The sequence below is a fragment of the Paenibacillus wynnii genome (assembly GCF_000757885.1).
Taxonomy (GTDB): Bacteria; Bacillota; Bacilli; order Paenibacillales; family Paenibacillaceae; genus Paenibacillus_AQ; species Paenibacillus_AQ wynnii.
Genome location: NZ_JQCR01000002.1, coordinates 2,437,637 through 2,463,528 on the forward strand (window position 1 = coordinate 2,437,637; position 25,892 = coordinate 2,463,528).

The window sequence follows — 25,892 nt, forward strand, 5'->3', positions numbered from 1 at the left end:
CAATAAAATTCGCCGTGTAATGCCGACTCGGGGGAACGAAATCGGATTCACGGCGAACAAAGTAGGGAGTGTTTCATATGATCTATTACCCGGGCATTGAGGGAACGAATCAGTTTTTTCAGGTACTTCTTTACGGAGTTCTCCAGCAACTATAAAATATAATACAGGAATAGATAACTGGGGGGAATGCGGTCATGAATGATAGTGGGGAAGGTATATTCCCGGCGGTGTGTCCGCTGGATTGCCCGGATACATGCGGACTTTTAGTCCACAAGAAGAACGGTAAGATTGTAAAAGTAGAAGGGGACCCGGAACATCCCGTTACCCGTGGAGCGATTTGCAATAAAGTAAGGCATATGGCAGAGCGGCTGCACCATCCGGAGCGGCTGATGCAGCCGCTGAGACGGGTGGGCCGTAAAGGGGAAGGGAAGTTTGAAGAGATAAGCTGGGAGGAAGCAATCGGCGAAATCACCGATAAGTATAGAGAATTGACTGCGGAATACGGCTCGGAGAGTATCCTACCCTACAGCTTTTATGGGAATATGGGTGTACTAAGCGTAGAGGGGATGGATAGACGATTCTTTAATGCCCTTGGTTCAAGTCTCCTGGATCAGACAATTTGCAACTCTGCGGGCACTACCGGCTGGAGGGCTACTATGGGCTTCAATGGTGGGACAAGTCCTGAGGACACGGTGAATGCGGATGTAATCATCGTTTGGGGCGGTAACATCGTTAGTACAAATATGCATCAGGTCGTACTGGCAGAACAAGCTCGCAAGCGTGGAGCACAGGTAATCGTCATTGATGTGCACCGGAATCGAACCGCACAATGGGCGGATTGGTTTCTACCGCTGTATCCCGGGACGGATGCGGCGCTGGCGCTGGGTATGATGCATATACTTTTCCGGGATGGGCTTACCGATACGAATTTCATGGACAAGTATACAGTTGGTTACGATGAATTACGTCAGCAAGCAGCCTCCTATACGCCTGAGCTGGTATCTTCTATTACGGGTATTTCTGCAGGGGATATAGAGAAGCTTGCCAAGCTGTACGGCGAGGCCCATACCTCATACATTCATATTGGCAACGGACTTCAGCATCATGATAACGGCGGTATGAATGTGCGAAGCATCACTTGCCTTCCGGCTCTGACGGGACAGTGGCTAAAGACTGGAGGCGGTGCGTCTAGATCTAACGGCGGCTATGCCGCTATGAATTCACGGGCCTTGGAGCGCCCGGATTTGCGTCCCAATCCGCGGGCTCGCCGGATTAATATGAACCGAATCGGAGAAGCACTGGAAATGACCGAACAGCCGATCAAAAGTCTGTTCGTCTATTGCAGCAATCCGCTTGTCGTAGCCCCTGATGCGGAACGGGTCCGTGCAGGCTTCGAACGCGAGGATTTATTTACGGTTGTACATGACCTATTCATGACCGATACGGCTCGTTATGCCGATATTATACTGCCTGCTACCGCAACCTTAGAGAATACGGACCTGTACAGCTCCTACTGGCATCATTACATTGCACTGCAGGAGCCTATACTGTCTGCACCGGGACAATGCAAGAGTAATGTAGAGGTGTTCTCGTTGCTCGGACAAGCGATGGAATTTGATGTTGAGGCATTCAGTCAGACGGAGGAGGATATGATTCGGGAAGCTCTGAATTACCCCCGTAATCCTTATCTGAACGGCGTTTCACTGGAACGCCTTCAGCAGGAACGGTATGTGAAGCTGGATATGACGCCTAAGCAGGCGTTTCTCGACTCTCTGCCTACGCCGTCAGGTAAAATCGAACTGTATTCCAAATCCATGGAATTAGCCGGTTTGCCGCCACTGCCAACCTATACTCCATTGATAGAGGGGTATGACGGGATTCGGCGGCCGGAGCCCGCAGATGCGTATCCGCTGATGTTCATATCTCCACCGAATCACAACTTCCTTAACTCCACATTCTCAAATGTTGAGAAACATCAAGGCTTGGAAAAGGAGCCTGTACTGCAGATTCACCCCGATGATGCTGCCGTACGCGGAATTACGGACGGAGACGATGTAACGGTATTCAACGGACGCGGGAGAGTAGAGATCAGAGCTAAGGTAGTGGATAAAATGCTGCCTGGCACCGTGATCAGTCAGGGATTATGGTGGGAAGGCAAAGACCGGCCTCAACGAAGCAATGTTTTGACACCGGACCGCCTGAGTGATATGGGCAACGGCGCCACCTTTTTCTCGTCTACAGTAGAGGTTAAGCGGCGATAAGTGTACTGTAGGTATTTTTTTTGTGAATAAAAAAGGAATTAACAATATGTTATGGTGCTGCGATAAAGCGTTAGCGTGAATGCTTGCTCTAACCCCTGTTTTAGGATGATACTGGATGGAATAATGACACATATATTACAGGGGATGTATATTAATCATGAGGTTTTTAGACGCTTATCCTAAGGAAGTAAAAGTATTTTTAATCGCCAGTCTCATAAATGCAACGGGTAGTGCCCTGATGTGGCCGCTGGTTACGATGTATGTCTTTGATGAACTGGGACGCAGTTTGCAGGATGCAGGGCTAGTGATTCTCGTTCAGTCGCTCGGCGGAATTTTCGGACAAATACTGGGCGGATCGCTCTATCATAAGGTGGGTGTTAACCGGCTTATAGTCGGGGCACTGGTGATGAATGCTTTGGCCTTGTTTGCTTTACCGGCGGCAAGTCATAGCTGGATGCTATTTATGGTGACGATGGGACTGGTGGGATTGTTTAACTCCCTATCTCTGCCGGCTATACAGGCATTTATCGGTTTCCGATTCGCGAAGCAGCGCGGTGAGCTGTTTAATGTTATCTATGTCGCCAATAATATTGGAGTAGCACTCGGTACATCCCTGAGTGGTTACCTGGCTGATTTATCTTATATGCTGAGTTTTGTATTGAACGGTGTGACCTCGGCTGTATTTGCTGTTTTTTTCTTTCTCTATCTTAAAAAGGTGGGCGAGAGCCCGCAAGATGAAGCAATTAATTATAAAAAGATGCCGCCGCGCCACGCTTCGAATTGGAAGCTGATGGGCAATACGCGGATCTATCTGTATATGGCTATCGGCTCTATGTTTCTACTCATCGGTAACTCTATATGGAATACAGGCGTGTCGCCCTTTGTTTTCTCGGAGGGGTGGGGGAATAAATTCTACGGCTTTCTCTGGACGCTGAACGGGATTCTAATATTTGTAGCTCAGCCCTTAGTAAGCTTGATTAAACGTTGGTTCGCAAGAACGTCAACCGCCCAAATGACTGCCAGCGCCGTCTTTTATCTGAGCGGTTATGCCGTAATTCTGCTGCTTCCAAGTTACCCGGGTCTGCTGTTTGCGATGGTGCTGGCTACACTCGGGGAGATGCTGATTTCACCGGCAATACCATCATTTATATCTGATCATGCGGAACGCAGCGCCCCTTTTTATCTTGGACTCAGCGGAGGTATCGGAGCGGTCGGCAGGCTGATTGGACCCTTTTGCATTGGGAGCTTATATGATAGCGGAGGGCTACTGCCTACGGCCTGGCTGGCTTGCGGCATGGCGCTGCTGTCGATTGGATTCTTTGGGATTCATGCGTATATTAATCGTCAGGGAGTCCTTAAGAAAAGGTCTGAGGCTTTGATTCTTGTGGATGGAAAAGTGGTATGATAGAGGCTCGATAATGAAGGGTAAGGGAGGCCTAAGGTTATGCGGCATATTAAAGGAGATCAGCTTGTGATCCGTCTGTCGGAGATTCGTGATGCCCGCGAATTAATTATTCTGGACAACATGATCTGGACCGAAGATACCACTCCGGGCCGTCTAACCTGGTGCTCACGTGAGGATTATCTACTGCATGCCCCCCCCGGCTCACAGCTGGTAGCTGTGGAAGAAGGTCTTTTATGCGGATATGTGGGCTTTGGCCACCCTACGGGTATGGAGAGCAATCGTCATGTCCTCGAGATTAATATCGCTGTGCATCCGCGCTGCCAACGCTCAGGTATAGGGCATAGACTTATGGAGACCATGAAGAAGATGGCAGCGGATAAGGGAATCCGTAAGCTTCGGTTACGGGTGTTATCCTGCAACCAAGCCGCGCTCTCTTTCTATACCAAGTGTGGCTTTCAGGAGGAGGGACGGTTGAGAGATGAATTTTATCTAGGCGGCCGATATGTAGATGAGGTATTCATGAGCTTCCTGCTAACCCGGAACAACCCTAATGACGAGCGGAGGGTAAATCAATGAAAGTTGAGTCGCTTAATATAGGCAGACCTATTACGGTTGACTATCACGGCAAGCCGTTGGAGACAGGGATATATAAACGTCCTGCCGGAGGGCCGGTGCATCTGTCGGTTAACGGTCTGGAAGGGGATGGACAAGCTGATCTAGTAAATCACGGAGGTCCGGACAAGGCCCTGTGTGTTTATCCGCTTGAGCATTATGCTTATTGGGAAGAACAGCTTGATAAGAAACTGGAGTATGCTGCATTTGGAGAAAATATAACGACTACCGGCTTGTTGGAGACAGAGGTATGCATCGGTGATATCTATGAAATCGGAACCGCACTTCTTCAGGTTAGCCAGCCGCGTTACCCCTGCTTCAAGCTCTCACACAAGCATGGGGAGTCTGATATGTCCGTAAAGTTGTTGACTAGCGGATATAGCGGTTTTTATCTCCGGGTTCTGCGTGAAGGTGAAATTTCAGCGGACGACATCATTGTTAAAAAGCAGAGCGGATCGGGTGCTGTGCCTGTGTCCAAAGTTCTGCATTTGATGGAGGTCGGACGTAAAGACAAGACAGGTCTGGCGGATGTAATTGAGCTGGACAGCCTTGCAGAAGGAATCCGCAGTAGGTTCCGGGATTGGCTGGGTTCCTCTGAAGATTGATTTAAGATATTAACTTAAGGCTCAGGCGTCACTACCGTGAAGATTTGGACTTCCGGCCGCTGTTGTATCCAGATTTCTTTGATTTAACTCGCTTTTAGCGGTTGAAATCCGGATACAGCTTATGCTTTCGAAGCGAGCTTTCCTACGGAAAGCTTTCGGGCGGTCGCTATAGCTCCTTACAGTTCCAAATTTCGTTCCTTTTCGCTTTTTGTTATTTTTTTTGTTCAGCTTATATAGACCGCTTATGATTAAAAAAGGAAGCTGAAGGCACCGGGCCTTCAGCTTCCTTTTTTTTTGAAATATAAGAATTTATATGTGCCACAATATAAATTATCCATCCTTCTATTTTTAGCGTACCTGGCGGGTTTAGCTAAGCAGTCGCCATTCACTGCGCAATAAACCGTACACGGCATGGTTGACGTAACCGGAGGGCAGCTTTTCGACTTGCCGAATCACACCTTCGAGTACAAATCCAAGCCGCTCTGGAATTCCCCTGCTGGGTGTATTCCCTGTGGCACAGCGGATTTCAACCCGTTCAAGCTCCATTTCAAGCAGGGCATAATCAACGAAGACCCGGCAGGCGCTGGTCATGTAGCCTTTACCTTCAAAGCCCTGACCCAGCCAATAGCCAATGCCCACAGAACGGTTGCGCCAGTCAATCTCGTGGTATCCGATGATGCCGGCAAGCTCTCCGCGAACCCATAAGCCGGCGGTAAAACCGCCATTATCCGTGGCTTGCTTGATGGCATTTTTGACAAAACTGACGATGTGATCCTGTTCGGTAACGGCATCCACCCAAGGCAGCCAATGTCGCAATCGTTCACGGGAACGTTCTACTAACAAGTATAAAGGGCGTGAGTGCTCTGGTGCCAGCGGCTTCAGCATCAGCTCATCGTCGATGACATAGTTGAACATGCGGTCCCTCTCCTCCCGTACATAGCTGTATTAATCCAATGCTACTCTATCGCCGGGAAGGAAGTCAAAAGGTTCTAAGCATTTCCTGAGTGTTTTGCGGTATGCCTGCTTTTATTGAACAATCCACGGTTAACGGGTATATTAGTAGGAAACATATTTGTGCCCATGAAGTGGTACTAATACAGAATGAAAGGTTGATATCTGTGGAGAACCGTAGCACCCCCTCCAATTTCATTAAGAATATTATTACCGAAGATATCCGTTCGGGCAAAGTAAAGGAAGTCATTACCCGCTTTCCGCCGGAACCTAACGGTTATTTACATATCGGGCATGCGAAAGCGATCTGGATTAACTTTACCTTGGCGGATGAGTTTGGCGGCAAAACCAACCTTCGCTTCGATGACACAAATCCGGTTAAAGAGGATACGGAATATGTGCAATCGATCCAAGAAGATGTGAAATGGCTCGGCTATGAATGGGATAATCTTCGATTTGCCTCTGATTACTTTGATGAAATGTACGCACGGGCTGAACTTTTAATTACCAAGGGTAAAGCGTATGTGGATGATCTCAGTGCTGATCAAATCCGTGAACTTCGCGGTACATTGACGCAGCCGGGACAGAACAGCCCATACCGTGAGCGGAGTATAGACGAAAGCTTGGATCTTTTCCGGCGGATGCGTGCTGGAGAATTCAAGGACGGCGAGAAGGTGCTGCGCGCCAAAATCGACATGACTTCACCTAACATTAACCTGCGTGATCCGGTTATTTATCGTATTTCCCATTCCCACCACCATAATACAGGCGATAAATGGTGCATTTACCCGATGTATACCTTCGCTCATCCACTGGAAGATGCGATTGAGGGCATTACGCATTCTCTCTGTTCCTTAGAATTCGAGGACCAACGTCCATTCTATGACTGGTTGATTACGGAAGCGGAAATGCCATCTGTACCTCATCAATATGAGTTCGGCCGTCTCAATGTGGCTCAGACGATGACCAGCAAGCGCAAGCTGAAGCTGCTCGTGGATGAAGGCCATGTCGATGGCTGGGATGATCCGCGTATGCCTACGATTTCTGGACTCCGTCGCCGCGGGTATACACCGGAAGCGATTCGCAGCTTTGTATACGAAGCGGGGATTTCGAAGAGCCAAGGTCTGGTGGAACTGCAGATGCTGGAGCATTTCATCCGCGAGGATCTCAAGCTGAAGGTTGCTCGTACGATGGCTGTTCTGCGTCCGCTTAAGGTTGTAATCACTAATTACCCTGAAGGCCAAACGGAATGGTTAGAAGCCGAGAATAATACCGAGAATGAGGAAATGGGCAACCGTCAAATTCCATTTTCCCGTGAGATATATATTGAACGTGATGACTTTATGGAGAACCCGCCGAATAAATATTTCCGCCTCTTCCCTGGGAATGAAGTACGCCTTAAGAACGCTTATTTCATTAAGTGCAATGACTTCATTAAGGACGAGAACGGTGAAGTGGTTGAATTGCATTGTACCTATGATGTTGAAACCAAGAGTGGCAGCGGCTTTACCGGCCGTAAGGTTAAAGGAACTATTCACTGGATTGAAGCCAGCCAAGCGGTTCCGGCAGAATTCCGTCTGCTCGAGCCACTGATCTCTGCTGAAGAGCCTGAGTCTGACCCAGAGGTAGAAGGACTAGAAGTCTCCACGGATAAGCCTGAACCAAGTTTTCTGGATCATCTTAACCCGAAATCTATTGAAATCCTGCATGGATTTGTGGAACCCGGCCTTAAGGACGTGGTAGCACAGGATAAATTCCAATTCTTCCGTCATGGATACTTTAATGTAGACAGCAAATACTCTACGCCGGGTCATCCGGTATTCAATCTCATCGTTTCATTGAAGAGTTCCTTTCAGCCGCCTAAACAAGGGTAATGAGCCTTCTGGCGTTACTCAAACCTCAAGGTAAGGACAGGTGTATTCGATGAATGAACGGCAGCGAAAAGTGTTACTCCGTTGTCTAAAGCAGGAGACCGGCCCCTTGTCCGCCGGGGTTATAGCAGGAGAGCTGGAGGTCTCGGAGAAGACGATTCGTAATGATTTCAAGGTAATAGATCAATGGTTGTCCCGGAACGGCTTCGGACAGATTGTCCGCAAGCCGAACCAGGGCATCGTAGTTATGATGAGTGATGAGCAAAGAAGTGATATTGCGGAGATGCTGAACGATCCCGGCACGGGATTATCTGAAGCAGAGCGCCGTTTGTTGGAGGCGCTGAAACTGCTTATCCTCGATGCCCGAAAGGTAACGGTAGAGGAGCTCAGGGATCGGCTCTATACGAACAAAAATGTTATTTATGATGATATGGAAGCGTTGCAAAAACGGTTGGATGTCTTCGGCTTGAAGCTTGAAAACTCGCGTAAGGACGGTATTCAAATCCTTGGCGATGAAGAGAAGCTGCGGGACTTTTTCCTGACAACCGTTATGGGCATGCATTCCAACTGGATACCCGGACCCATTCTTAAAGAGCTGTTCCCGCATACGGATGCGGATAAAGCAAGGCATATCGTGAGACTGGCCGAACATAAGTTAGGTGTGGAATTCTCCGGTGAAGCTTTTCACTACTTGACCTATGCGCTGCTGCTGGGGACGTCTCGCGTTAAACTTAAGTATATTCTTGGAGTAAAGCTTGCAGTACCGAGTTCTAAGTACCGTGATGCTGCAGAGGAAATGGCTAAAGAAATCGAACGATCCTTCGTGCTTCGGCTTCCCGAAGCAGAGAAGGATTATTTGGCCTGGCTTGTTGGCGGGGCTAAGCGCCATGTCAGCTTCTCTCGGTTAGGGAGCACGGACATTTCGGAGGATGCTTCCCGTATGGGGCAACAGTTAATTGCCCTTGTATCCCGCCGGACCGGCCTGCCCTTTGATAACGATATAGAATTGGAGCGCGGCCTTACCTTTCATTTCGAGGCTTGTCTAAGTCGATTAGCCGGGGGGATATCTTATCCGAATCCTTTGCTTAAGGATATTAAGCGAAGTTATTATTATATTTTTGATACGGTGGCGGAGGTTGTGCATGGAGATAGTGTTCTTGCGGCCTATCTGTTCACCGATGATGAAATTTCTTACACAGCTCTCCATTTTCAGGCTGCTTTTGAGCGGCTGTCCAGACATGACGGCGCAGGAAACCGTGTCCTAATTGTATGCTCTATGGGTGTCGGGATCAGTATGCTCCTAAAGACAAAGATCTCACGCAAGTTCGTCTCCCTTACCGTTGTAGACGTGATCAGCGAGGAAAACTTACGGAGTGCCCATCAGGAAACACTGAAAGATATTGATTTTCTAATAAGCGTTATTCCTCTTAAAGGAGCGCCGTTGCCTGTAATAGTGGTATCCCCCTTATTCTCTTCAGGTGATGAGGAAAGGGTGGACAGCTTTATCGAACGCCATATGCGCAGACGATCCTATCCTTTGTTAGCCAGTCTGCTGAATCCGGAACGGGTGATTCTCGATCTACCCATTGACCATCCGTTTGAGGCCATGATTGATCTTTGCAAGCTGCTTGAGACGGAGGGAAGCGTGAGCAGTGACTACGCCGACACGGTTATGATCCGGGAAAAGCGATCGCCCACAACGGTAGGCGGCGGTCTGCTCCTGCCGCACGGGGAGTTATCACACATTAACCGTTCCTCTGCCGCATTAGCCCGTCTGAAGACTCCTGTCCAATGGGGAGACAGCTCCATTGAATGGATATTGCTTCTGGCTTATATTCCTTCGTCCAGAGATGAGCATCAGGCATTGTTTCGTGAGATTGCTGATATTATTGAGGACAATAATCTGCTTAACCGCCTGAAACTTGCTACTCCAGAAGAGATCGTACCGTTGCTGGCTGGAGAGGTCAGGGAGTAGCAGTTGTCTTTTTACCGGAAGTTGCGGAACTATTTCTGCCTCAAAGTGGCTTCCTTGCAGTTATGATATCTACATAACCCGTTCATGCTAAGTAATGAAGGAATGTAGATAAGATACACAAGGAGGAGAAAGCAATGAAGTTATTGGGAGTAACAGCGTGTCCTACCGGCATAGCCCATACGTATATCGCTGCTGAGAAGTTAAGCAAGGCCGCCAAGGAACTTGGCGTTGAAATGAAGGTGGAGACACAGGGCTCCGTAGGTACGGAGAATGAGCTTACGGCTCAGGAAATCGCTGAAGCAGACGGCATTATTATCGCTGCGGATAAGGGTGTAGATTTATCCCGATTTGCCGGCAAGCCTGTTTACGAATGCGGAACTAAGGATGCGGTCAAAGACCCTAAACGACTAATACAGCTATTTGTGGATGGAAAGATTGCTGTACCGGTAGGAAACAAGAAATTAAAATCGGTGGATGAAGCTAAGGCTGAAATTCGCGGGAAGCAAAATCCAATCTATCGTCACTTGATGAACGGTGTTTCCTACATGATTCCGTTTGTGGTGGTTGGCGGCTTGCTGATTGCCTTGGCATTAGCCCTTGGCGGTGAGCCGACTGCTAACGGACTGGCTATTCCAGAGGGTTCCTTCTGGACGAAAATCAGTGCCATCGGCGGAGCGGCCTTTACATTCATGGTACCGATTCTCGCCGGATTTATTGCTTACAGTATTGCGGACCGACCAGGTCTGGCACCAGGTATGGTCGCGGGTTTCATTGCTGCGAACGGCAGCTTTTATGACAGCAGCGCGGGCGCAGGTTTTATCGGGGGGATCGTTGCAGGTTTTATCGCAGGGTATCTGGCCCTTTGGATCAAGAAGTGGAAAGTACACCGTATGATTCAGCCTATTATGCCGATCCTCGTAATTCCGATTATTGCATCCGTTGTTACAGGCGCTGTATTCATATTCGTTATTGGTAAGCCTATAGCGTCCCTGATGACTGGATTGACAGACTTCTTGAACGGGATGCAGGGAAGCAGCTCTATCCTGCTTGCTCTAATACTAGGAGCCATGATTGCCTTTGATATGGGCGGACCTGTGAACAAGGTAGCATTTCTGTTCGGTTCCTCGATGATCGGTGAAGGTAATATCTTCATTATGGGCGCAATTGCCGCAGCTATTTGTACACCGCCGCTAGGTATGGGTCTGGCTACACTGTTCCGCAAGAACTTGTATAACAAAGAAGAGAAGGAAGCCGGTAAAGCGGCTTTGGCGATGGGACTTTGCGGTATAACCGAAGGTGCAATTCCTTTTGCAGCAGGTGATCCACTCCGTGTTATTCCAAGCTTAATGATCGGTGGTATGTCTGGTGCGGTTATCGCCATGTTAGCCGGAGTGGGAGACAGTGTTCCCCACGGAGGACCTATCGTAGCACTGCTTGGAGCTATAGATCATGTATTCATGTTCATCATCGCGATTATTGTCGGCTCTCTAGTAACAGCGTTATGTGTTAACTTCCTAAAGGGCATGAAAGTGCGCAAGTCGGAGACTATCGCTAACGATCATAAGCAGGCCGCAGGACAATAAATAAAAATACAGATAAAAGAAGAGAGTGAGCCGTCCAAGATGCCTAGAACCGGCGGAAGGACGGCTTCATCCTCTATCTGGATAAGGAGTGTAAGACAAATGCTGATTACAGAACTATTGGATAAGAATTATATCGAATTAAACCTGAAGGGAAGTACTAAGCAGGCGGTTATTTCTGAACTGGGGGATCTCTTAATGAACGGCGGTGCTCTAACCGATCAGGCTAAGTATGAGAATGCTGTTCTGGCCCGCGAGGAAGAGGCATCCACAGGTATCGGCTTTGGGATTGCTATTCCACACGGCAAATCCGAAGGTGTTGCCAAACCAGCCATTGCCCTTGGCATTAAGCGTGAAGGTCTGGATTGGGAAAGTATCGATGATGAGGATGCTACGATTATCTTCATGCTCGCTATTCCCCAGCACCAAGCCGGTAATGAGCATCTGAAGGTGCTTCAACAACTATCCCGCAAATTGGTTGACGACGATTTCCGTGCTGCTCTTGCAGCTGCCGCTGATAAGGACGAGATCTATTCCTTACTCTCGCAGATCGCGGTTTAACATCGATCTAAGTAGTTATAAAGACACACCAACGGACGGTTGGAACGTGCAACTGAGGCTGAATGAAGTGTAGAAATACACTTGATTAGGTGAAAACGAGCTACTGAGGCTGAATGAAGTGTACAAGTACAACTGATTTCGGAGAACAATAATAAAAAAGCAGGCTTGGCCCTCCTTACGGATGCCAAGCCTGCTTTTTTACATAAAATCATAATAGTTCTATATCGAAAAACTCCTCTTCAACATCTACAACTGGCCGATAGCCGCCCCTGAAAACAAAAAACCACATAAAGGCGAAGCCTAAAGAACCGATCAGAGCCAAAAACAGACCGAATTGGTACATGCTCTGGGCACCGAGATACTGGAATAGAAAGCCGCCCAATATTCCCCCGATAATACCTGATAAACCGCTCCAGGTTAATGTATACAGAGCTTGTCCGGCTGATCGGTATGGACGGGGAACAAGAAGCATAGTTAGTTGTGTACCGACATAGAAATAACCGCCAAAGGTTACACTGTGCAGAATCTGGATAAAAGCCACCTCAAGCGGAGAAGTAGCACCGGCCATCAGCCACCAACGCAATGCAAACAATGCGCTTACTAGTGCCAGCCATCCCAGAAGGATAGAAATGTTACGCTTCAAAAATCGTTCGCAAAGGACGAAAACCACGATTTCCAGAATAGAGGACAGAAATACGGCGAGGCCCACCATCCCCTTGGAGCCGCCCATGTCTGTAATATACAATGACATAAACGTATTATTCATCGTATTAGGTATCGACACCAGAATACCGAAGAAAATAAAACATAGAAAAAACGGATTGTGAAACAGTCTACCAAACCCTTTAAAAGGCAGCGGGGCAATCCCGATGGAATGGTTGGTCTTCGGCAAAGCAACTAATGCGAGCATTGATGCCCCTATTAAGGCTGCGAATAGATAGGACAATACCGAGATGCCCATCCACTGGATAATCGGTCCGGCTAAAATAGCGGTCAGCGCCCACCCAAGTGAGCCCCAAAGTCTGAAAGAGCCGAAACGGCGATTGGTACCGTCAATATAGCTTAAAATCATAGTATTACTCTGAGCGAACAGTGGAGTCTGAAAGAAATAGAACAAGATCATGGAAATATAGACCATCTCATATGTATTTGCCTGAAAAGCTAGCTGGGACAGGACCAGTGTTCCCGTCAGCATTAGAAGGACGATCCGCCGTATATTTTGATAACGGTCCGTCCATATTCCCCAAAACGGATTGGCAAAGATCGAGACGAACGGACCCAGCGACATAAGGGCTCCGATCTCCAGCTTGTTCATTCCGACATCTTGCAGGTATAGTTGAAAGAAGCTGGTGAACAGCACCATAGTTCCGTATAGAAAAAAGTTGAACCACTTCAAAGACGTGAAAGAAGGTTGCTTGTCAAAGTTCTCCCGCAAATTGGGCACTCCTTTCCCGCAAAATGCCTTGCATTTCATGAGCGGCAATCAAGACCGCTTCTACCACTGTAACATGTGTTGAAAGGGGATACAAGATAAGAGCGCTTACAAAGTTGTGTATAGGAAATGGAGTGGATAATGTGGAAATTAGTGGAATACTCTTAGCGGGCGGCGCTTCTCGGCGTATGGGGGTCAATAAAGCATTACTGGAGATTGGCGGAGTTCCCCTAATTTCGAACATCTCCTCTGAACTGTCGGCTGTGGCGCATACGGTTATGATTTCTTGCAGCGAAAAAGACAAGGACAGCGATACCTACCGCTTTCTTGGTTTGCCTATTATAACCGACACATATGCAGGTCTGGGCCCTCTGGGAGGTTTGCATGCTGGCTTAAGCCACTCTCAAACGGAATGGAATGCCGTGGTAGCTTGTGATCTCCCTTTTGTGACAAAAGAGCTATTGCAGCACATATTTAATCGGGCCGGCAACGCCGAGTCAAATGTCCAAGCTATCGTTCCGGTTGCCGCCAACGGTAAAGTTCAGCCTCTGCTTGCAATGTATCACATCAATGTTCTACCCAGTCTGGAAGCAGCGCTGGAAAATCGGCATTCAAGGGTAATGGAGTGGCTCCAAGGGCTGAATGTACTCTACATTCCAGAGGATGAATTCCCGGACAGCTTCATGAATCAACGTGATGTACTCCTCAATATGAATACACCGGACGACTATCAAACGGTTGTGCAGCAAGCATCTGCCAAGCAGGACGGGAACTCTGAGACCTAATCTATAGCATCTAGGGATTCGTTTAACTTCAGTTTACACAGAAGAGTTATTGTAGTCTTATTGAAGAAAGGGGGGAGCATTCATGAATATGAATCTTTCCAAACGTCAGCGAAATACGACAATCAAGCCGTTCCTGACTCTGCTTAAAGAAACCAAACCTTCTTACGGATTATTGGCTCTGGCGATTTCCCTTAGTATGATATCGACGTTGGTAGGATTGGTTATTCCCATGTTCACCAAAAGTCTGGTGGACGGCTTCTCGATCGCTTCTATAAGTGGCATACAAATTGCTGAGATTGCCGGTGCTTTTATCGCCCAGACTATTGCCGGTGGGATCTCCATCTATTTACTGAACTATGTAGGTCAAAAAATGGTTGCAGGACTGCGTGATCGGCTCTGGCGCAAGTTTTTGGTTCTGCCGGTGTCGTACTATAATGATAACCGCACAGGTGAGAGTGTCAGCCGCATGACGAACGATACCGGTGTCTTAAAGTCATTGGTGTCAGAGCATATTGCCAGCCTTTTTACCGGAGTGATTTCTATAATAGGTTCTATTTCGGTACTGCTGTATCTGAATTGGAAAATGACACTGGTGCTCTTCACGGTGCTTCCACTTTCTGCACTGATTCTGGTGCCGCTGGGGCGCCAGATGTACAAAATATCTAAGGGAATGCAGGATGAAACGGCATCCTTTACAGCAACACTGAGCGGAGTGCTGTCGGAAATAAGACTCGTGAAGTCTTCCGGAGCAGAAGAAAGCGAATATGAAGCCGGAAAATCCGGGATTATGAATTTATTGTCCTTCGGAATCCGCGAGGGCAAAATTAATGCGATGATCAGTCCGCTTGTTTCGTTTGTATTTATGATGCTGTTGGTTGTTATTATCGGCTATGGCGGCATGCAGGTATCGGCGGGGGTTTTAACGGCTGGGGAATTGGTTGCTTTCATTCTCTACCTGATCAATATTGTGATGCCGCTAACCCAGCTAACGACATTCTTTACTCAGTTGCAAAAGGCAAAGGGGGCTTCGGAACGTATTATTGAAACCCTGGCAGCTGAAGAGGAAAAGTATGAAGGAGAAGACAAGGTAGACGGCATAGAGAATGCTATAAGTGTAGAGGGAGTCACCTTCGGATATAAGAACGGTGAGAATGTTCTGATCGATGTGAGCTTTAAAATGCTGCCTGGTGGAGTTACTGCGATCGTAGGTCCCAGCGGAGGCGGTAAAACTACGTTATTCTCTCTGCTCGAACGGTTCTATGAGCCGGTATCCGGTGAGATTAAATTGGGGGAACACCCGATCTCAACCCTCTCCCTGAAATCCTGGCGCAGGCAAATCGGTTATGTATCGCAGGAAAGTCCGCTGCTTGCAGGTACCATCGCAGAGAACTTGGGATACGGGCTTGAACGGGAAGTCAGCCGGGATGAAATACGCAATGCTGCAAAGATGGCCTATGCGGATGGCTTTATTGAGGAGCTCCCGGAAGGCTACAATACCGATGTGGGCGAACGTGGAGTGAAGCTGTCTGGTGGTCAGCGGCAGCGCATTGCCATTGCCAGAGCACTGCTGCGCAATCCTGCTATTCTAATGCTGGATGAAGCTACCTCTAGTCTGGACAGCCAGTCCGAGGCCGTTGTGCAAAAGGCGCTTTCCAATCTGATGGAGGGACGGACGACAGTGGTTATCGCCCATCGGCTGTCTACTGTGGTCAATGCCGACCAGATTATTTTTATGGAAAAGGGTCGGATTACTGGGATGGGCAGGCATGAGGAGCTGCTAGAGAGTCATGAGCTTTATCGTAAGTTTGCAACCCAGCAGTTGCAGATGTCAGCACCGGAGGTGAATAGCAGTTCCGAAGGAGAGGGGGATAGAAAGGTTTATGACAACAATACTGGTGGTGGACGACGACCCGCATATCCGCGAATTGGTGGAAGTGTTCCTGAAAGCTGAGGGTATTGATGAAATATATGGGGCTTCCGATGGACAGGAGGCCCTTCTTTTCCTTGAAAATCAAGCTGTAGATATGGTCATTCTTGATGTGATGATGCCGAATATGGATGGCTGGGAGCTGTGCCTTGAACTCAGGAAGCTGTATGACATTCCGCTCCTAATGCTGACGGCCAAGGGCGAAACCGCGCAAATTGTAAAGGGCTTTGAGCTCGGTACGGATGATTATATTGTAAAACCTTTTGAACCGCTTGTACTGGTCGCACGGGTTAAAGCACTGTTGAAGCGGTATCAGATTTCCGCTGCTCAGAGTGTGACCATTGGCCGCCTCCGCATGAACCGCAAGACCTATGAGGTCATTTCGGGAGACGAAGAATTTAATCTTCCGTTGAAGGAATATGAGCTCTTGTTCAAGTTGGGCAGTTATCTAGGGCAGACGTTGACAAGAGACCGATTGATTGAAGAAATATGGGGCTATGATTTTGAAGGGAATGAACGAACGCTTGATGTCCATATCAACCGACTGCGGGAACGTTTTGGGGGGGATAAGTACGGGTTCTTTATTCGTACGATCCGGGGGCTTGGTTACCGACTGGAGGTACAGGTAGGATGACGCGGGTCAAAGAGGTTGGTTTCTTTCTATTGAACATAGTTTTATTTTGTGTGGCCCTTGTTGCGGCAATGACGGGTGGATTTTTCTTATCCGGACTGATTTACGATCACTTTGGGACACCGTCTTCGGTCTATGTTGCAGAGATTCTAAGAATGGTGATTAGTTTAATCATTCTATTTCTCTTGATGGCGATCATAGGTTACGCTACTCGTGGACAAGAGAGGAACTTCTATAATCCGATTATTAACGCCATCCGACAAATTACTAAAGGTGACTTCAAGGTGGTGTTGGAGAACAACAAACATTTTGGACAGTTTGGAGTCATTGTCGAGGGAATTAATGAAATGGCCGTTGAACTGAACCGGATGGAGAGTATGAGGCAGGATTTCATCTCTAATGTATCCCATGAAATTCAATCGCCTTTAACCTCTATTCGCGGTTTTGCTAAAGCCCTGCGTGATGAGAACATCAGCGCTGCCAGCCGCAAGCATTACCTAGATATCATTGAAGCGGAGAGCAGCAGGCTGTCGGGCCTAAGTGACAATCTGCTGAAGCTGTCGGCACTTGAAGAAGGAAGCTTCCCCTTTGAGCGCAAATCGTATCGACTAGATAAGCAGCTACGGGACATGATAGTGGCCTGTGAACCGCAGTGGCTAGAGAAAGAGCTGGAAGTAGAGGCTGATCTGGAAGAGGTTACAGTAACCGCCTCCCAGGATTTAATGAGCCAGGTGTGGAGTAATCTGCTGCACAACAGCATCAAATTTACTCCTGCGGGTGGAAGTATAAAGGTAGAGTTAAAGGCTAGTGGGCAAGAGGTGGAAGTCGAAATCAGAGATAGCGGAATGGGGATTGCGGATCATCACCTGTCGCGCGTCTTTGAGCGGTTTTTCAAGGCAGACCAAGCCAGAAGCAGTAATGTTGGCGGGAGTGGATTGGGGCTGTCCTTAGTTAAAAAAATCGTCGATATTCACGGCGGTACTATAAGCGTAACAAGCCGTCCCGGTGAAGGGACGGCCTTTACAATCGTTTTAAACTGCCAAACCCTGTTCAATCAACAACCATAGATTATTAAAATCTTCCAGGGTGCGGGGGGGTTGCCACTCATAGGCATGGGCGGGATGATGAAACCGAGCGGTAGCCTGTAGGATCGAGCGGGCCATCGTTTCCGGTTCACTGATTCTTCGAATGTTCTTCACGTCTAGGCCTCTAGAAATAATTAGGGCCATGTGCTTCACAATACGCTCAATATGCGTTTCGATGAGATCCACAGCATCGGCAGTGACCGAGGCATACATCTTGAACATCTCACGATCCTCTTCGGCGTAGCTTTGTTTAAGTTCAATCAGCTTTAATATATATTGACGGACCTGTTGAAGAGGCATTTCCGATTCGGATTCGTTGCTTGCAATTACTATGAGAGGAGCAATAATCTTCTCCTCCAGCCATCTTTCAGTGACGGCTTCTCTTAGAGCTGCCTTGCTTGGAAAGTGTCGGTAAAGGGTGCCATGACTCACGCCTAGAAGCTTGGCTACGTCGGTTACGGAAGTCTTATCAGGCCCAAAACGCCGTAAGGTTTGTTCCGCAGCATCCAGAATTTCAGTCTTGCTTAAGAATGAGCTTTGTTTATTCATGGGCAACAACGGTGACGTTGTTTTTTCACCTCCTGTAAGAAAAGTATATCAGAGCAAATACCAAGTGACAAATTATATCATTTGTCACTTGGTATTTTTAGAATGAGGATACAAGCTCAGCCAGCCGTTTAATTCCGATCTCCAGCTCTGTAAGGGACGCATAAGCATAGGACAGTCGAAGATGTCTGGCATCACTGCGGTTATATAAATCCCCGGTATTAAGCAGCAACCCTACTTCCAGTGCAGCTTTGAACAGCTTCGTCAGCGGCAACGGCTTATTAAGGGATAACCAAATATAGAAACCTCCTGTCGGTCTGTTCCAAGAGGCTAGATGTCCAAAGTGTGTACTGAGCATATCCAACACGGCGTCACGCCTTCGTCTTAGCTCCATACGCAGAACCTCGCAATGCCGGGCATGATAACCCTCCTCCAACCATTTGGCGGCTAGAAGTTGTGACAATGAGCTTGAGCCGTAGTCACTCTGCATCTTGATGTCGGCTAACCTTCTGATCACCGGTTCAGGCCCCACGGCCCAGCCGATCCGCAGACCCGGACTAACCGTCTTGGATAAAGTGCCGAGATGAAGCACCCTTCCTTCTCGATCCATTGCTTTCAGTGAAGGAGGCGGAGGATTGTCCAGCCACAGATCTTGATAAGCGCCATCTTCCAGAATAGGCAACCCTAGTGCCCTTGTAGTATTCATTAATAAATGGCGTCTTTCCTCAGTCATTAGAATGCCTGTTGGGTTATGGTAGGTAGGGATCGTATAGAGCAGAGATGCTTTCGTGCGGTGAACCTCAGCTTCTATCCCCTGGGTCATCAAACCTTCGGAATCCATAGGCAACCCGTACAATTTTACACCCACTGACTGGAACGAATGGATGGAATATAGATAAGAGGGCTTCTCCAGCAGAAGGGTTGAGCCGCGCGGAAGAAGCCCTTGACCGATAAGTTGAAGACCTTGAAGTGCACCGGACAGGATCAGAATAGAGGATGGAGCTGCGTGTATCCCTATGTTGGACAATTCCTTACTAATGGCGGTCCGAAGTTGAAGACTGCCAAGCGGTTCCTCATAGGATAAAGGCAGAGATTGCCGAGAGAGGTCGGCAAGGATAGACTTCATGGTCTCATTGGGTAGCAGTTCCGGGGAGAGCTCACCCGTACCCAGACGAATAAGTCCCTTTGTAAATTCCAATCGGTTAATGGCTTGTATCGTCGGCAGATTCGGATAATGAATACCCTCCTCTACGTAATCGTTCCAATTTCCTGCCCGGTTGGAGTGGGCGTCATTGGACAGAGCAACCCTCGTTCCGCCGCCCCGGCGTCCTTCAATTAATCCAAGTGCTGTTAATTGTCCCAACGCAGAAACAAGCGTGCTGCGATTCACACCCAGCTGCCGCGCTAAATCCCGTTGCGCAGCCAGACGCATGCCTGCAGGCCAGGCACCGCTTCTAATCTTTGCCTGAATATAATTGGAGATTTGTATATGTAAGGGCAGTGCCAATGAAGAGTCGGGTTTCCATCCATCTGTAACGAGTTCCTGAATGGAAGCCACATGATTTGCTGGGTTAGACTTCATGCAACAAGCTCCTTTTTGCCTAAGAGTATATCATGTATTGAATGTCCCATTACATTTGGTTGGGTACTGCAGATGAGATTTGGATGGTTACGAATCGGATCTGTAGAGATAAGCTTGTGTAAGGGGGAATGAACAGATGTGGGAAGCTATTATCCATGGCATTATTATAGCGTTTGGACTTATTTTGCCGCTGGGGGTCCAGAATATATTCGTATTTAATCAGGGGGCGCTCCATCCCAAGCTTCGCCATGCGCTTCCGGTTATTATTACCGCCTCTGTATGTGACACGCTGCTCATTGCTGCTGCAGTAGGCGGTGTCTCGATGATTGTAACGTCGATAGAGTGGATGACACCTGTGTTATATGGAGCCGGTGCGTTTTTTTTAGCATTTATGGGCTGGAAAACATGGACGGGGATTCCGGAGGCTGGAGAAATCAAGGTGCTTTCAATGAAAGGGCAGATCGGGTATGCACTATCGGTATCCCTACTGAATCCTCATGCAATCATGGATACTATAGGGGTTATCGGTACGAATTCCCTGCAATACGACAGCGGGGAACGCTGGGCGTTCGCCGCTGCCACAGCAGGCGTCTCGTGGTTGTGGTTTATTGGACTTGCCGGTGCCGGCAGATGGCTGGGCAGAGTAGATTCCTCAGGTAAAATCATACGGCTGATGAACATCATCTCTGCACTGCTTATATGGGGAATGGCCATTTACATGGGCATTCAGCTAACCGCCAATCTGTGACATGCGCCGAACTGTAGGCGTATGACTTTGGGCTTTCTGTTCCAGAGCAAGCGCCATTTCATGGTTAGCCGGCTTATTGCCAAGGGCCTTGCGGAATAAGGCCTGCATGGCTTCAGGATCCCCTGTCAGCGGACGCACGTGATATTCATCCGACCAGTAAAGACAGGCCTTAATGTGCCCATCTGCAGTGAGGCGGAGACGATTGCAATTATCGCAGAAATGATCACTAACCGGATGAATCAACCCAAAGGTTCCTTGAGCCCCGATAACACGGCGGTTCTGGGAGGGACCGTTGCCTGCAATCATATGCGCTTCCTCCGTCTCCCATCCGGCTTCATGGCAGGCTTCTAACACCGTCTCTAGCGGTAGGTAGGATTTACGCCAGCTGTCACTAGCACTGCCAATCGGCATATATTCAATAAAGCGCACATTAAGCGGGCTGTTAAGGGTAAGGGAGATGAAATCCTTGATCTCATCGTCATTAATACCCTTCATCAGAACTACATTCAGCTTGATTGGATGCAGTCCGGCAGCATCGGCTGCTTCAATCCCTTGTAGTACTTTATGGACATCGCCACCGCGTGTAATCATGGAGAAGCGTTCCTGTCGTAAAGAATCGAGACTGATGTTCACCCGAGATAATCCGGCTTCTTTCAGGAGCTGGGCTTTAGCGGGCAGCATCAGTCCGTTTGTCGTTAACGCGATATCGTCAATGCCGGGGATAGCGGCCAGCATGGCAACCAGCTTCTCTAAATCCTTCCGGACGAGAGGTTCTCCGCCCGTTAAGCGGATCTTTCGCAGTCCAAGCGGCGCAAGAGCTTTGACCACCGCGGTAATTTCCTCATAACTCATAATCTCATCCTGAGGCTGGAATTGCATTCCCTCGGCAGGCATACAATAAATACAGCGCAGGTTGCAGCGATCTGTAACCGAGATGCGGAGGTAATCATGAATTCGTCCAAATGGATCCGTTAACGGCTGCATGGCGTTGCTCCCTTCATCAGTAAATGTTTTATTTTAAATTTTAAAGACTATGCTGTTCTGCGTCAATGTGTGAAGTTATAAAGATTCATTATACATCAATAATTAAGCAGAGGATGATAGCAGTTTTCAATCCCGATGATAGACACACTTTATTGTGAGTGTGACTGCACAAGTATCATAAATTTGACAGTAATACGACAATTGCGGGGAAACGACATAAAATGCTCACGAAAAGCGTTTTCAATGTCCGATATAATCTATGTACAGAGTTATTCACTTTTGCGAAAACAACCATGTACATCGGATCCTAATGGCGGTGAATGCAAACGTCAGGGGAGACCGGGTAAACCTATTAGAGGAGGATTTGCAAAATGACTTTACAAACTGTTCCATCCCTTAACGTGCCGGAAGCTTTTAGCCGCTGGTTAGAGAGCCGTGGACTAATATATCAGTTGTTAACAGACTTTTTTGGAAGAAAACCTGCGCTTTCACTTGTAGCACAATGGAGCCGCAATGCACAGATTGGTGTTGCAGCTGAGATGACAGAGGGCGGCCGTGAGCTCAAGCGCTACCTGTGCAGTCAGGAACCGAAGGAGCTTCCGTCCATTTGCGAGCAGGAGAACAAAGAGTACAAGCGTCTGATGACTGAAGGGGCTATGAATACTTTTGTACCGCGTGAAGCTGCACATATCGGCCGTACGAAAGAGTTCTGCAACGTAATTTCCGATGTGTATGCTTCTGCAGGTATTGTATTCAACAAGTGCAATGGAGAAGCCGACGATCATATCGCCATTGAACTGGAGTTTATGGCAGTGCTGCATGAAAGAATGCTGTACAACAGCTTTTCCGTTCGTAGCGCAATGGAGCTCTTGGACATTCAGGTTGCCTTTCTGGAGGAACATTTGCTGCGTTGGACACCTCAATTCTGCCACAAACTAAATGCTGCGACCAATAGTCCGCTCTATCTTGGACTTAGCCACATGCTTGAAGAGTTTCTGCCAAAGGACCTGGAAATGCTTCGCGGCTGGAAAGCAACATTGGAAAATGGCGCAACCGCGGTAATATAATTTGTATTTGCAAGTTTAAGGCCCGGATTAGGGCCTTTTTTGTTTGCCTTTTGAATCAAGCAAAAAGGAGGCCTCCCTTTGTCGGGAAGGCCTCCTTTTAGAATCTGAATAGGGTTATTCGTACACCCGTTTGCTGCGGAATTTCATCAAGAATTCATATACGACGGGTACTACCACTAGAGTCAGCAGCGTAGAACTAATTAAGCCGCCGATAACAGTTACGCCTAATCCCTTTGAGATGATCCCCGCACTGTTTTCTAGTCCGGAGACAAGTGGGAGCAAAGCACCAATCGTAGCCAGTGCCGTCATAAGGATCGGACGAAGACGGGTACCCCCAGCTTCAAGCAGAGCTTGGCGGGTGGACAGTCCTTCCTTTTCTTTATGAATAACACGGTCAATTAGCACGATCGCATTGGTAACTACAATTCCGATCAGCATGAGTGCACCCATTAGTACGGATACGTTCAGCGTTTCACCTGCAATCAGGAGAGCAATCAGAGCTCCGATTACGGTAAAGGGAAGCGAGAACAGGATGGCGAAAGGTGCAAGACCGCCGCCAAAAGTAACTACAAGCACGAAGTATACAATGGCTATAGCAGCTGCCATTGCAATTCCCAACTGGCTAAAGGTTTCATTGATTTGCTCCGTAACACCTCCGAAGGTAATGGTTACACCATCCGGCAGATCCAAAGCATCAATCTTTTCCTTTACGGCGTTGGAAGCACTGTTAACGTCATTCGAGATAATCTCGGCGGTAACATCCACTTTCATTTTGCCATCCATACGGGTAATGGAGTCTGGTGAGGAACCCTTTTTAATGCTGGCAACATCGCTAACGGGTACAGTAATACCTAACGGCGAAGTAAGTGTAGCATCCAGCATTTCATTTATACTGCCGTACGTATCTTTATCTGTCTCGATATAAACATTATAATTATTTCCATCCAGCTCGACTTCAGTAAGAACAGGCCGTGCACTTACCGGGCTTAGCTTCATTGCAATTTGTCCGGCTGTTAGGCCGAGTGCGCTGAGCTTCTCCTGATTCGCAATGATCGTGTACTGTTCATAGGACTCCGATAGACTAGTCTCTCCATCCATGAAGTTAGCCGTGTCTGCTTGAACGATCCCTGCAATTTGATCTGCCAACGGTTTGAGCTGCTTCAGAGTATCCCCGAATATATTCACGGTCAAAGTACTGCCGCCCAGTCCACCGCCAGCCATCCCGGATAGATCACCCCAAACACCATTCGGAATTTCTTTGGTGAGTCCTTCAATCAGCTGTCCCTTAACTTTATCAAAGTCAGGAGTGTCGCTGTTGTAAGCGACGTAGAACAACCCGGACTTTCCACCTGCACCTAATCCGAACGGGCTGCTGCCTCCGATGGAATACTGCATTTTATCAACATGCTTCTGAGCTAAGATATACTTCTCTGCTTTCAGTGCTTGTTCCTTTATATCTTCTAGGCGTTGGCCGGCACCCGGTGAGAAGGTTAAGGTAATATTCTTCTCTTCCTGAGAGGGCAGGAAGCTAACACCTATAGGTTTGATAAGGAATAGACTTCCTATCAACAAGGCTACCGCTACTCCGAAAGTAATCAACTTATGAGATAGGCACCAGTTCAGAATTTTCTGATAACCAGCGGCCATTCGATCCGGTTTGTCTTCATGGTTATGTTTCTTCTTCAGGCCATTACGGAACAACGTATGTGCCAATGCGGGAACTAGAGTAATAGCCACCAGCAGGGAAGCGAGCAGTGCGAATACCATGGTAAGTGCGAACGGCAGGAAGAGCTCACCCACCATCCCGCTGACAAAAGCGAGCGGAAGGAATACCGCAATCGTTACAATTGTAGAAGACATGATAGGTACGAACATTTCCCGGGTGGCTGCACTAATCAATTCACGGCCCCGCAGCTTTTCCCCGGACAGCGATAGTCGTCTGAATATATTCTCGATAACAACAATCGAGTCATCCACAACCCGTCCTATCGCTACCGTCATTGCTCCTAACGTCATCATATTGAGTGTGATGTCCATCTGGCGCAGACAAAGAACCGCAATCAGCAATGACAATGGAATGGAGATAATAGAGATAATGGTTGAGCGGATATTCCGCAGGAAAATCAGGATGATAAAGACGGCGAACAAGGCACCAAATGCAGCCTTGGAGAGCATCGTGTTGACGGAATCCTCTATAGGCTTTCCTTGATCCAGAAGAACCGTCAGTTCGAGTCCTTTATACTGCTTCTTAAGGTCCTCGATCTTATCCTTGACGTTGTTTACCACATCAACGGTATTGGCATCATTGGCTTTAACGATTTGGATCCCGATGGATTCTTTACCATTGGTACGTGAGATGGAATCTGACTTGCCGATAACCTCAATGGCTGCAAGCTCTCCCAATTGGACGGTCGGAAGTCCGAAGCTGCCTGTAACACCACCTGGTTGTGCCAAAACAGCTCCGGGATCAGCAGTAAGGCCGGTAACAGCCCCGGCATTCGAAGCCTCAGCACCGTTCGAACTCGCAGCGCCTGCGGGAATGATTGGAATGCTAACCTTTTTAAGATCATCTATAGTAGTGATATTCCCATCTACAACGACTGCTTTTTCAGAATTCTCCATTTCGAACAATCCGAGAGGAGCATAAACGGAGGAGCCTAGGACAATAGCTTTTACAGTGTCTTCAGTTAGTCCGTACTGTTGAAGCTTGTCTTGATGGAACTTCAGGGACACCTCTTTCACGTATTGCCCGGCAATCTGTACGGAGGCGACACCTTCTAAATCCTCTAATGCTGGGCGGATATCATTCTCCGCAATAGTCGTCAGACCCTCTAAATCCTGAGTATCGTCACCGGTTAAGCTAAGTGAGATTACCGGAAGCGAACTCAAGCTGAAGCGGGAGATTTTCGGTTTCTGCACCTCGTCCGGCAGAGTCACTTCATTAAGGGCTTCCCGAACTGCGGCCGTCGCATTATCGAGGTTGGTACTATATTCGAACTCAATAGTAATACTGGAGGCATTCTCCAGAGATGTAGAGGTCAGAGTTTTGACACCGTCCACATTACGAAGCCGCTGCTCCAGCGGTTTGCTGACCTCATTCACAACACCCTCCGGTGCAGCGCCGGGATAAATAGTAGTAATACTTAGATAGGGAATACTGATATTAGGCAATGTTTCTTGCTTCATGGTCAGGCCGCTGTAAAGACCGGCAAGCACAACGATGATGGTTAGGAGCCACACGGCAAATTTGTTGCGGAGTGAGAAATTAATTAGACTTTTCATAG

Annotated in this window: 18 protein-coding genes and 1 pseudogene; 13 read left to right on the top strand and 6 right to left on the bottom strand. The window is 48.0% G+C overall.

The features are described from left to right. The first annotated feature begins 194 nt into the window (after positions 1–194). From PWYN_RS13555 to PWYN_RS13570, 4 genes are all read left to right on the top strand, one after another. Complete coding sequence (locus PWYN_RS13555; RefSeq protein WP_036652471.1) at positions 195–2,261, top strand: molybdopterin-containing oxidoreductase family protein; 2,067 nt, start codon at positions 195–197, stop codon at positions 2,259–2,261. A gap of 157 nt (positions 2,262–2,418) precedes the next feature. Beyond that, complete coding sequence (locus tag PWYN_RS13560) at positions 2,419–3,666, top strand: MFS transporter (RefSeq protein WP_036652473.1); 1,248 nt, start codon at positions 2,419–2,421, stop codon at positions 3,664–3,666. Positions 3,667–3,705: 39 nt separating this feature from the next. Beyond that, a complete protein-coding gene (locus tag PWYN_RS13565; protein WP_052087941.1) occupies positions 3,706–4,242 on the top strand; it encodes a GNAT family N-acetyltransferase in 537 nt (178 codons plus the stop codon). Then, positions 4,239–4,883 (top strand): MOSC domain-containing protein, encoded by a 645-nt coding sequence (locus tag PWYN_RS13570; RefSeq protein ID WP_036652476.1) that lies wholly within the window; start codon positions 4,239–4,241, stop codon positions 4,881–4,883. The genes PWYN_RS13565 and PWYN_RS13570 overlap by 4 nt, the downstream gene beginning before the upstream one ends. 366 nt (positions 4,884–5,249) lie before the next feature. On the opposite strand, the gene PWYN_RS13575 is transcribed toward PWYN_RS13570, so the two are convergent. Beyond that, entirely contained in the window at positions 5,250–5,798 is a 549-nt protein-coding gene (locus PWYN_RS13575; protein WP_036652478.1) for a GNAT family N-acetyltransferase, read from the bottom strand. A gap of 203 nt (positions 5,799–6,001) precedes the next feature. Between PWYN_RS13575 and PWYN_RS13580 the strand changes: the two genes are divergently transcribed. From PWYN_RS13580 to PWYN_RS13590, 3 genes and pseudogenes are all read left to right on the top strand, one after another. Beyond that, positions 6,002–7,708, top strand: coding sequence for a glutamine--tRNA ligase/YqeY domain fusion protein (locus tag PWYN_RS13580; protein ID WP_036653845.1), 1,707 nt, complete (start codon positions 6,002–6,004; stop codon positions 7,706–7,708). Positions 7,709–7,757: 49 nt separating this feature from the next. Then, a complete protein-coding gene (locus PWYN_RS13585; protein ID WP_084146711.1) occupies positions 7,758–9,680 on the top strand; it encodes a BglG family transcription antiterminator in 1,923 nt (640 codons plus the stop codon). A 134-nt stretch (positions 9,681–9,814) separates the two neighbouring features. Next, positions 9,815–11,821, top strand: a pseudogene (locus PWYN_RS13590) (fructose-specific PTS transporter subunit EIIC). Positions 11,822–12,029: 208 nt separating this feature from the next. On the opposite strand, the gene PWYN_RS13600 reads toward PWYN_RS13590, so the two are convergent. Beyond that, the gene (locus PWYN_RS13600; RefSeq protein WP_036652484.1) at positions 12,030–13,256 is read right to left on the bottom strand and encodes an MFS transporter; all 1,227 of its coding nucleotides are present in this window, start codon (positions 13,254–13,256) and stop codon (positions 12,030–12,032) included. Positions 13,257–13,396: 140 nt separating this feature from the next. On the opposite strand from PWYN_RS13600, the gene mobA reads away from it, so the two are divergent. The 4 genes from mobA (at position 13,397) to PWYN_RS13620 (ending at position 17,663) form a co-directional block, all read left to right on the top strand. After that, positions 13,397–14,038: a molybdenum cofactor guanylyltransferase gene (mobA, locus tag PWYN_RS13605; RefSeq protein ID WP_036652486.1), complete on the top strand. Its 642-nt coding sequence runs from the start codon at positions 13,397–13,399 to the stop codon at positions 14,036–14,038. Positions 14,039–14,120: 82 nt separating this feature from the next. Next, on the top strand, positions 14,121–15,989 hold the full coding sequence (locus PWYN_RS13610; RefSeq protein WP_036652488.1) for an ABC transporter ATP-binding protein: 1,869 nt from the start codon (positions 14,121–14,123) through the stop codon (positions 15,987–15,989). Then, positions 15,919–16,599, top strand: a complete 681-nt coding sequence (locus PWYN_RS13615; RefSeq protein WP_036652490.1) for a response regulator transcription factor — start codon at positions 15,919–15,921, stop codon at positions 16,597–16,599. The genes PWYN_RS13610 and PWYN_RS13615 overlap by 71 nt, the downstream gene beginning before the upstream one ends. Then, on the top strand, positions 16,596–17,663 hold the full coding sequence (locus PWYN_RS13620; RefSeq protein WP_036652492.1) for a sensor histidine kinase: 1,068 nt from the start codon (positions 16,596–16,598) through the stop codon (positions 17,661–17,663). Before PWYN_RS13615 ends, PWYN_RS13620 begins: the two co-directional genes overlap by 4 nt. On the opposite strand, the gene PWYN_RS13625 is transcribed toward PWYN_RS13620, so the two are convergent. Both PWYN_RS13625 and PWYN_RS13630 read right to left on the bottom strand, forming a co-directional pair. Beyond that, positions 17,628–18,230 carry a TetR/AcrR family transcriptional regulator gene (locus PWYN_RS13625; RefSeq protein ID WP_036652494.1) on the bottom strand — a complete coding sequence of 201 codons (603 nt, stop codon included), beginning with the start codon at positions 18,228–18,230 and terminating at the stop codon, positions 17,628–17,630. The two genes, PWYN_RS13620 and PWYN_RS13625, sit on opposite strands and share 36 nt — an antisense overlap. Before the next feature lie 97 nt (positions 18,231–18,327). Next, positions 18,328–19,809: an aminotransferase-like domain-containing protein gene (locus tag PWYN_RS13630; protein ID WP_052087942.1), complete on the bottom strand. Its 1,482-nt coding sequence runs from the start codon at positions 19,807–19,809 to the stop codon at positions 18,328–18,330. Positions 19,810–19,945: 136 nt separating this feature from the next. Here PWYN_RS13630 and PWYN_RS13635 point away from each other — a divergent pair, with 136 nt between their 5' ends. Next, positions 19,946–20,557 (top strand): LysE/ArgO family amino acid transporter, encoded by a 612-nt coding sequence (locus PWYN_RS13635; protein WP_036652497.1) that lies wholly within the window; start codon positions 19,946–19,948, stop codon positions 20,555–20,557. On the opposite strand, the gene moaA is transcribed toward PWYN_RS13635, so the two are convergent. Beyond that, positions 20,540–21,541, bottom strand: coding sequence for a GTP 3',8-cyclase MoaA (gene moaA / locus PWYN_RS13640; protein WP_036652499.1), 1,002 nt, complete (start codon positions 21,539–21,541; stop codon positions 20,540–20,542). The genes PWYN_RS13635 and moaA overlap by 18 nt on opposite strands. Positions 21,542–21,912: 371 nt before the next feature. Here moaA and PWYN_RS13645 point away from each other — a divergent pair, with 371 nt between their 5' ends. Then, positions 21,913–22,608 (top strand): TorD/DmsD family molecular chaperone, encoded by a 696-nt coding sequence (locus tag PWYN_RS13645; protein WP_036652501.1) that lies wholly within the window; start codon positions 21,913–21,915, stop codon positions 22,606–22,608. Between the two features lie 114 nt (positions 22,609–22,722). Here PWYN_RS13645 and PWYN_RS13650 read toward each other — a convergent pair whose 3' ends face one another. Continuing rightward, positions 22,723–25,890 carry an efflux RND transporter permease subunit gene (locus PWYN_RS13650; RefSeq protein ID WP_036652503.1) on the bottom strand — a complete coding sequence of 1,056 codons (3,168 nt, stop codon included), beginning with the start codon at positions 25,888–25,890 and terminating at the stop codon, positions 22,723–22,725. Between the last annotated feature and the right edge of the window lie 2 nt (positions 25,891–25,892).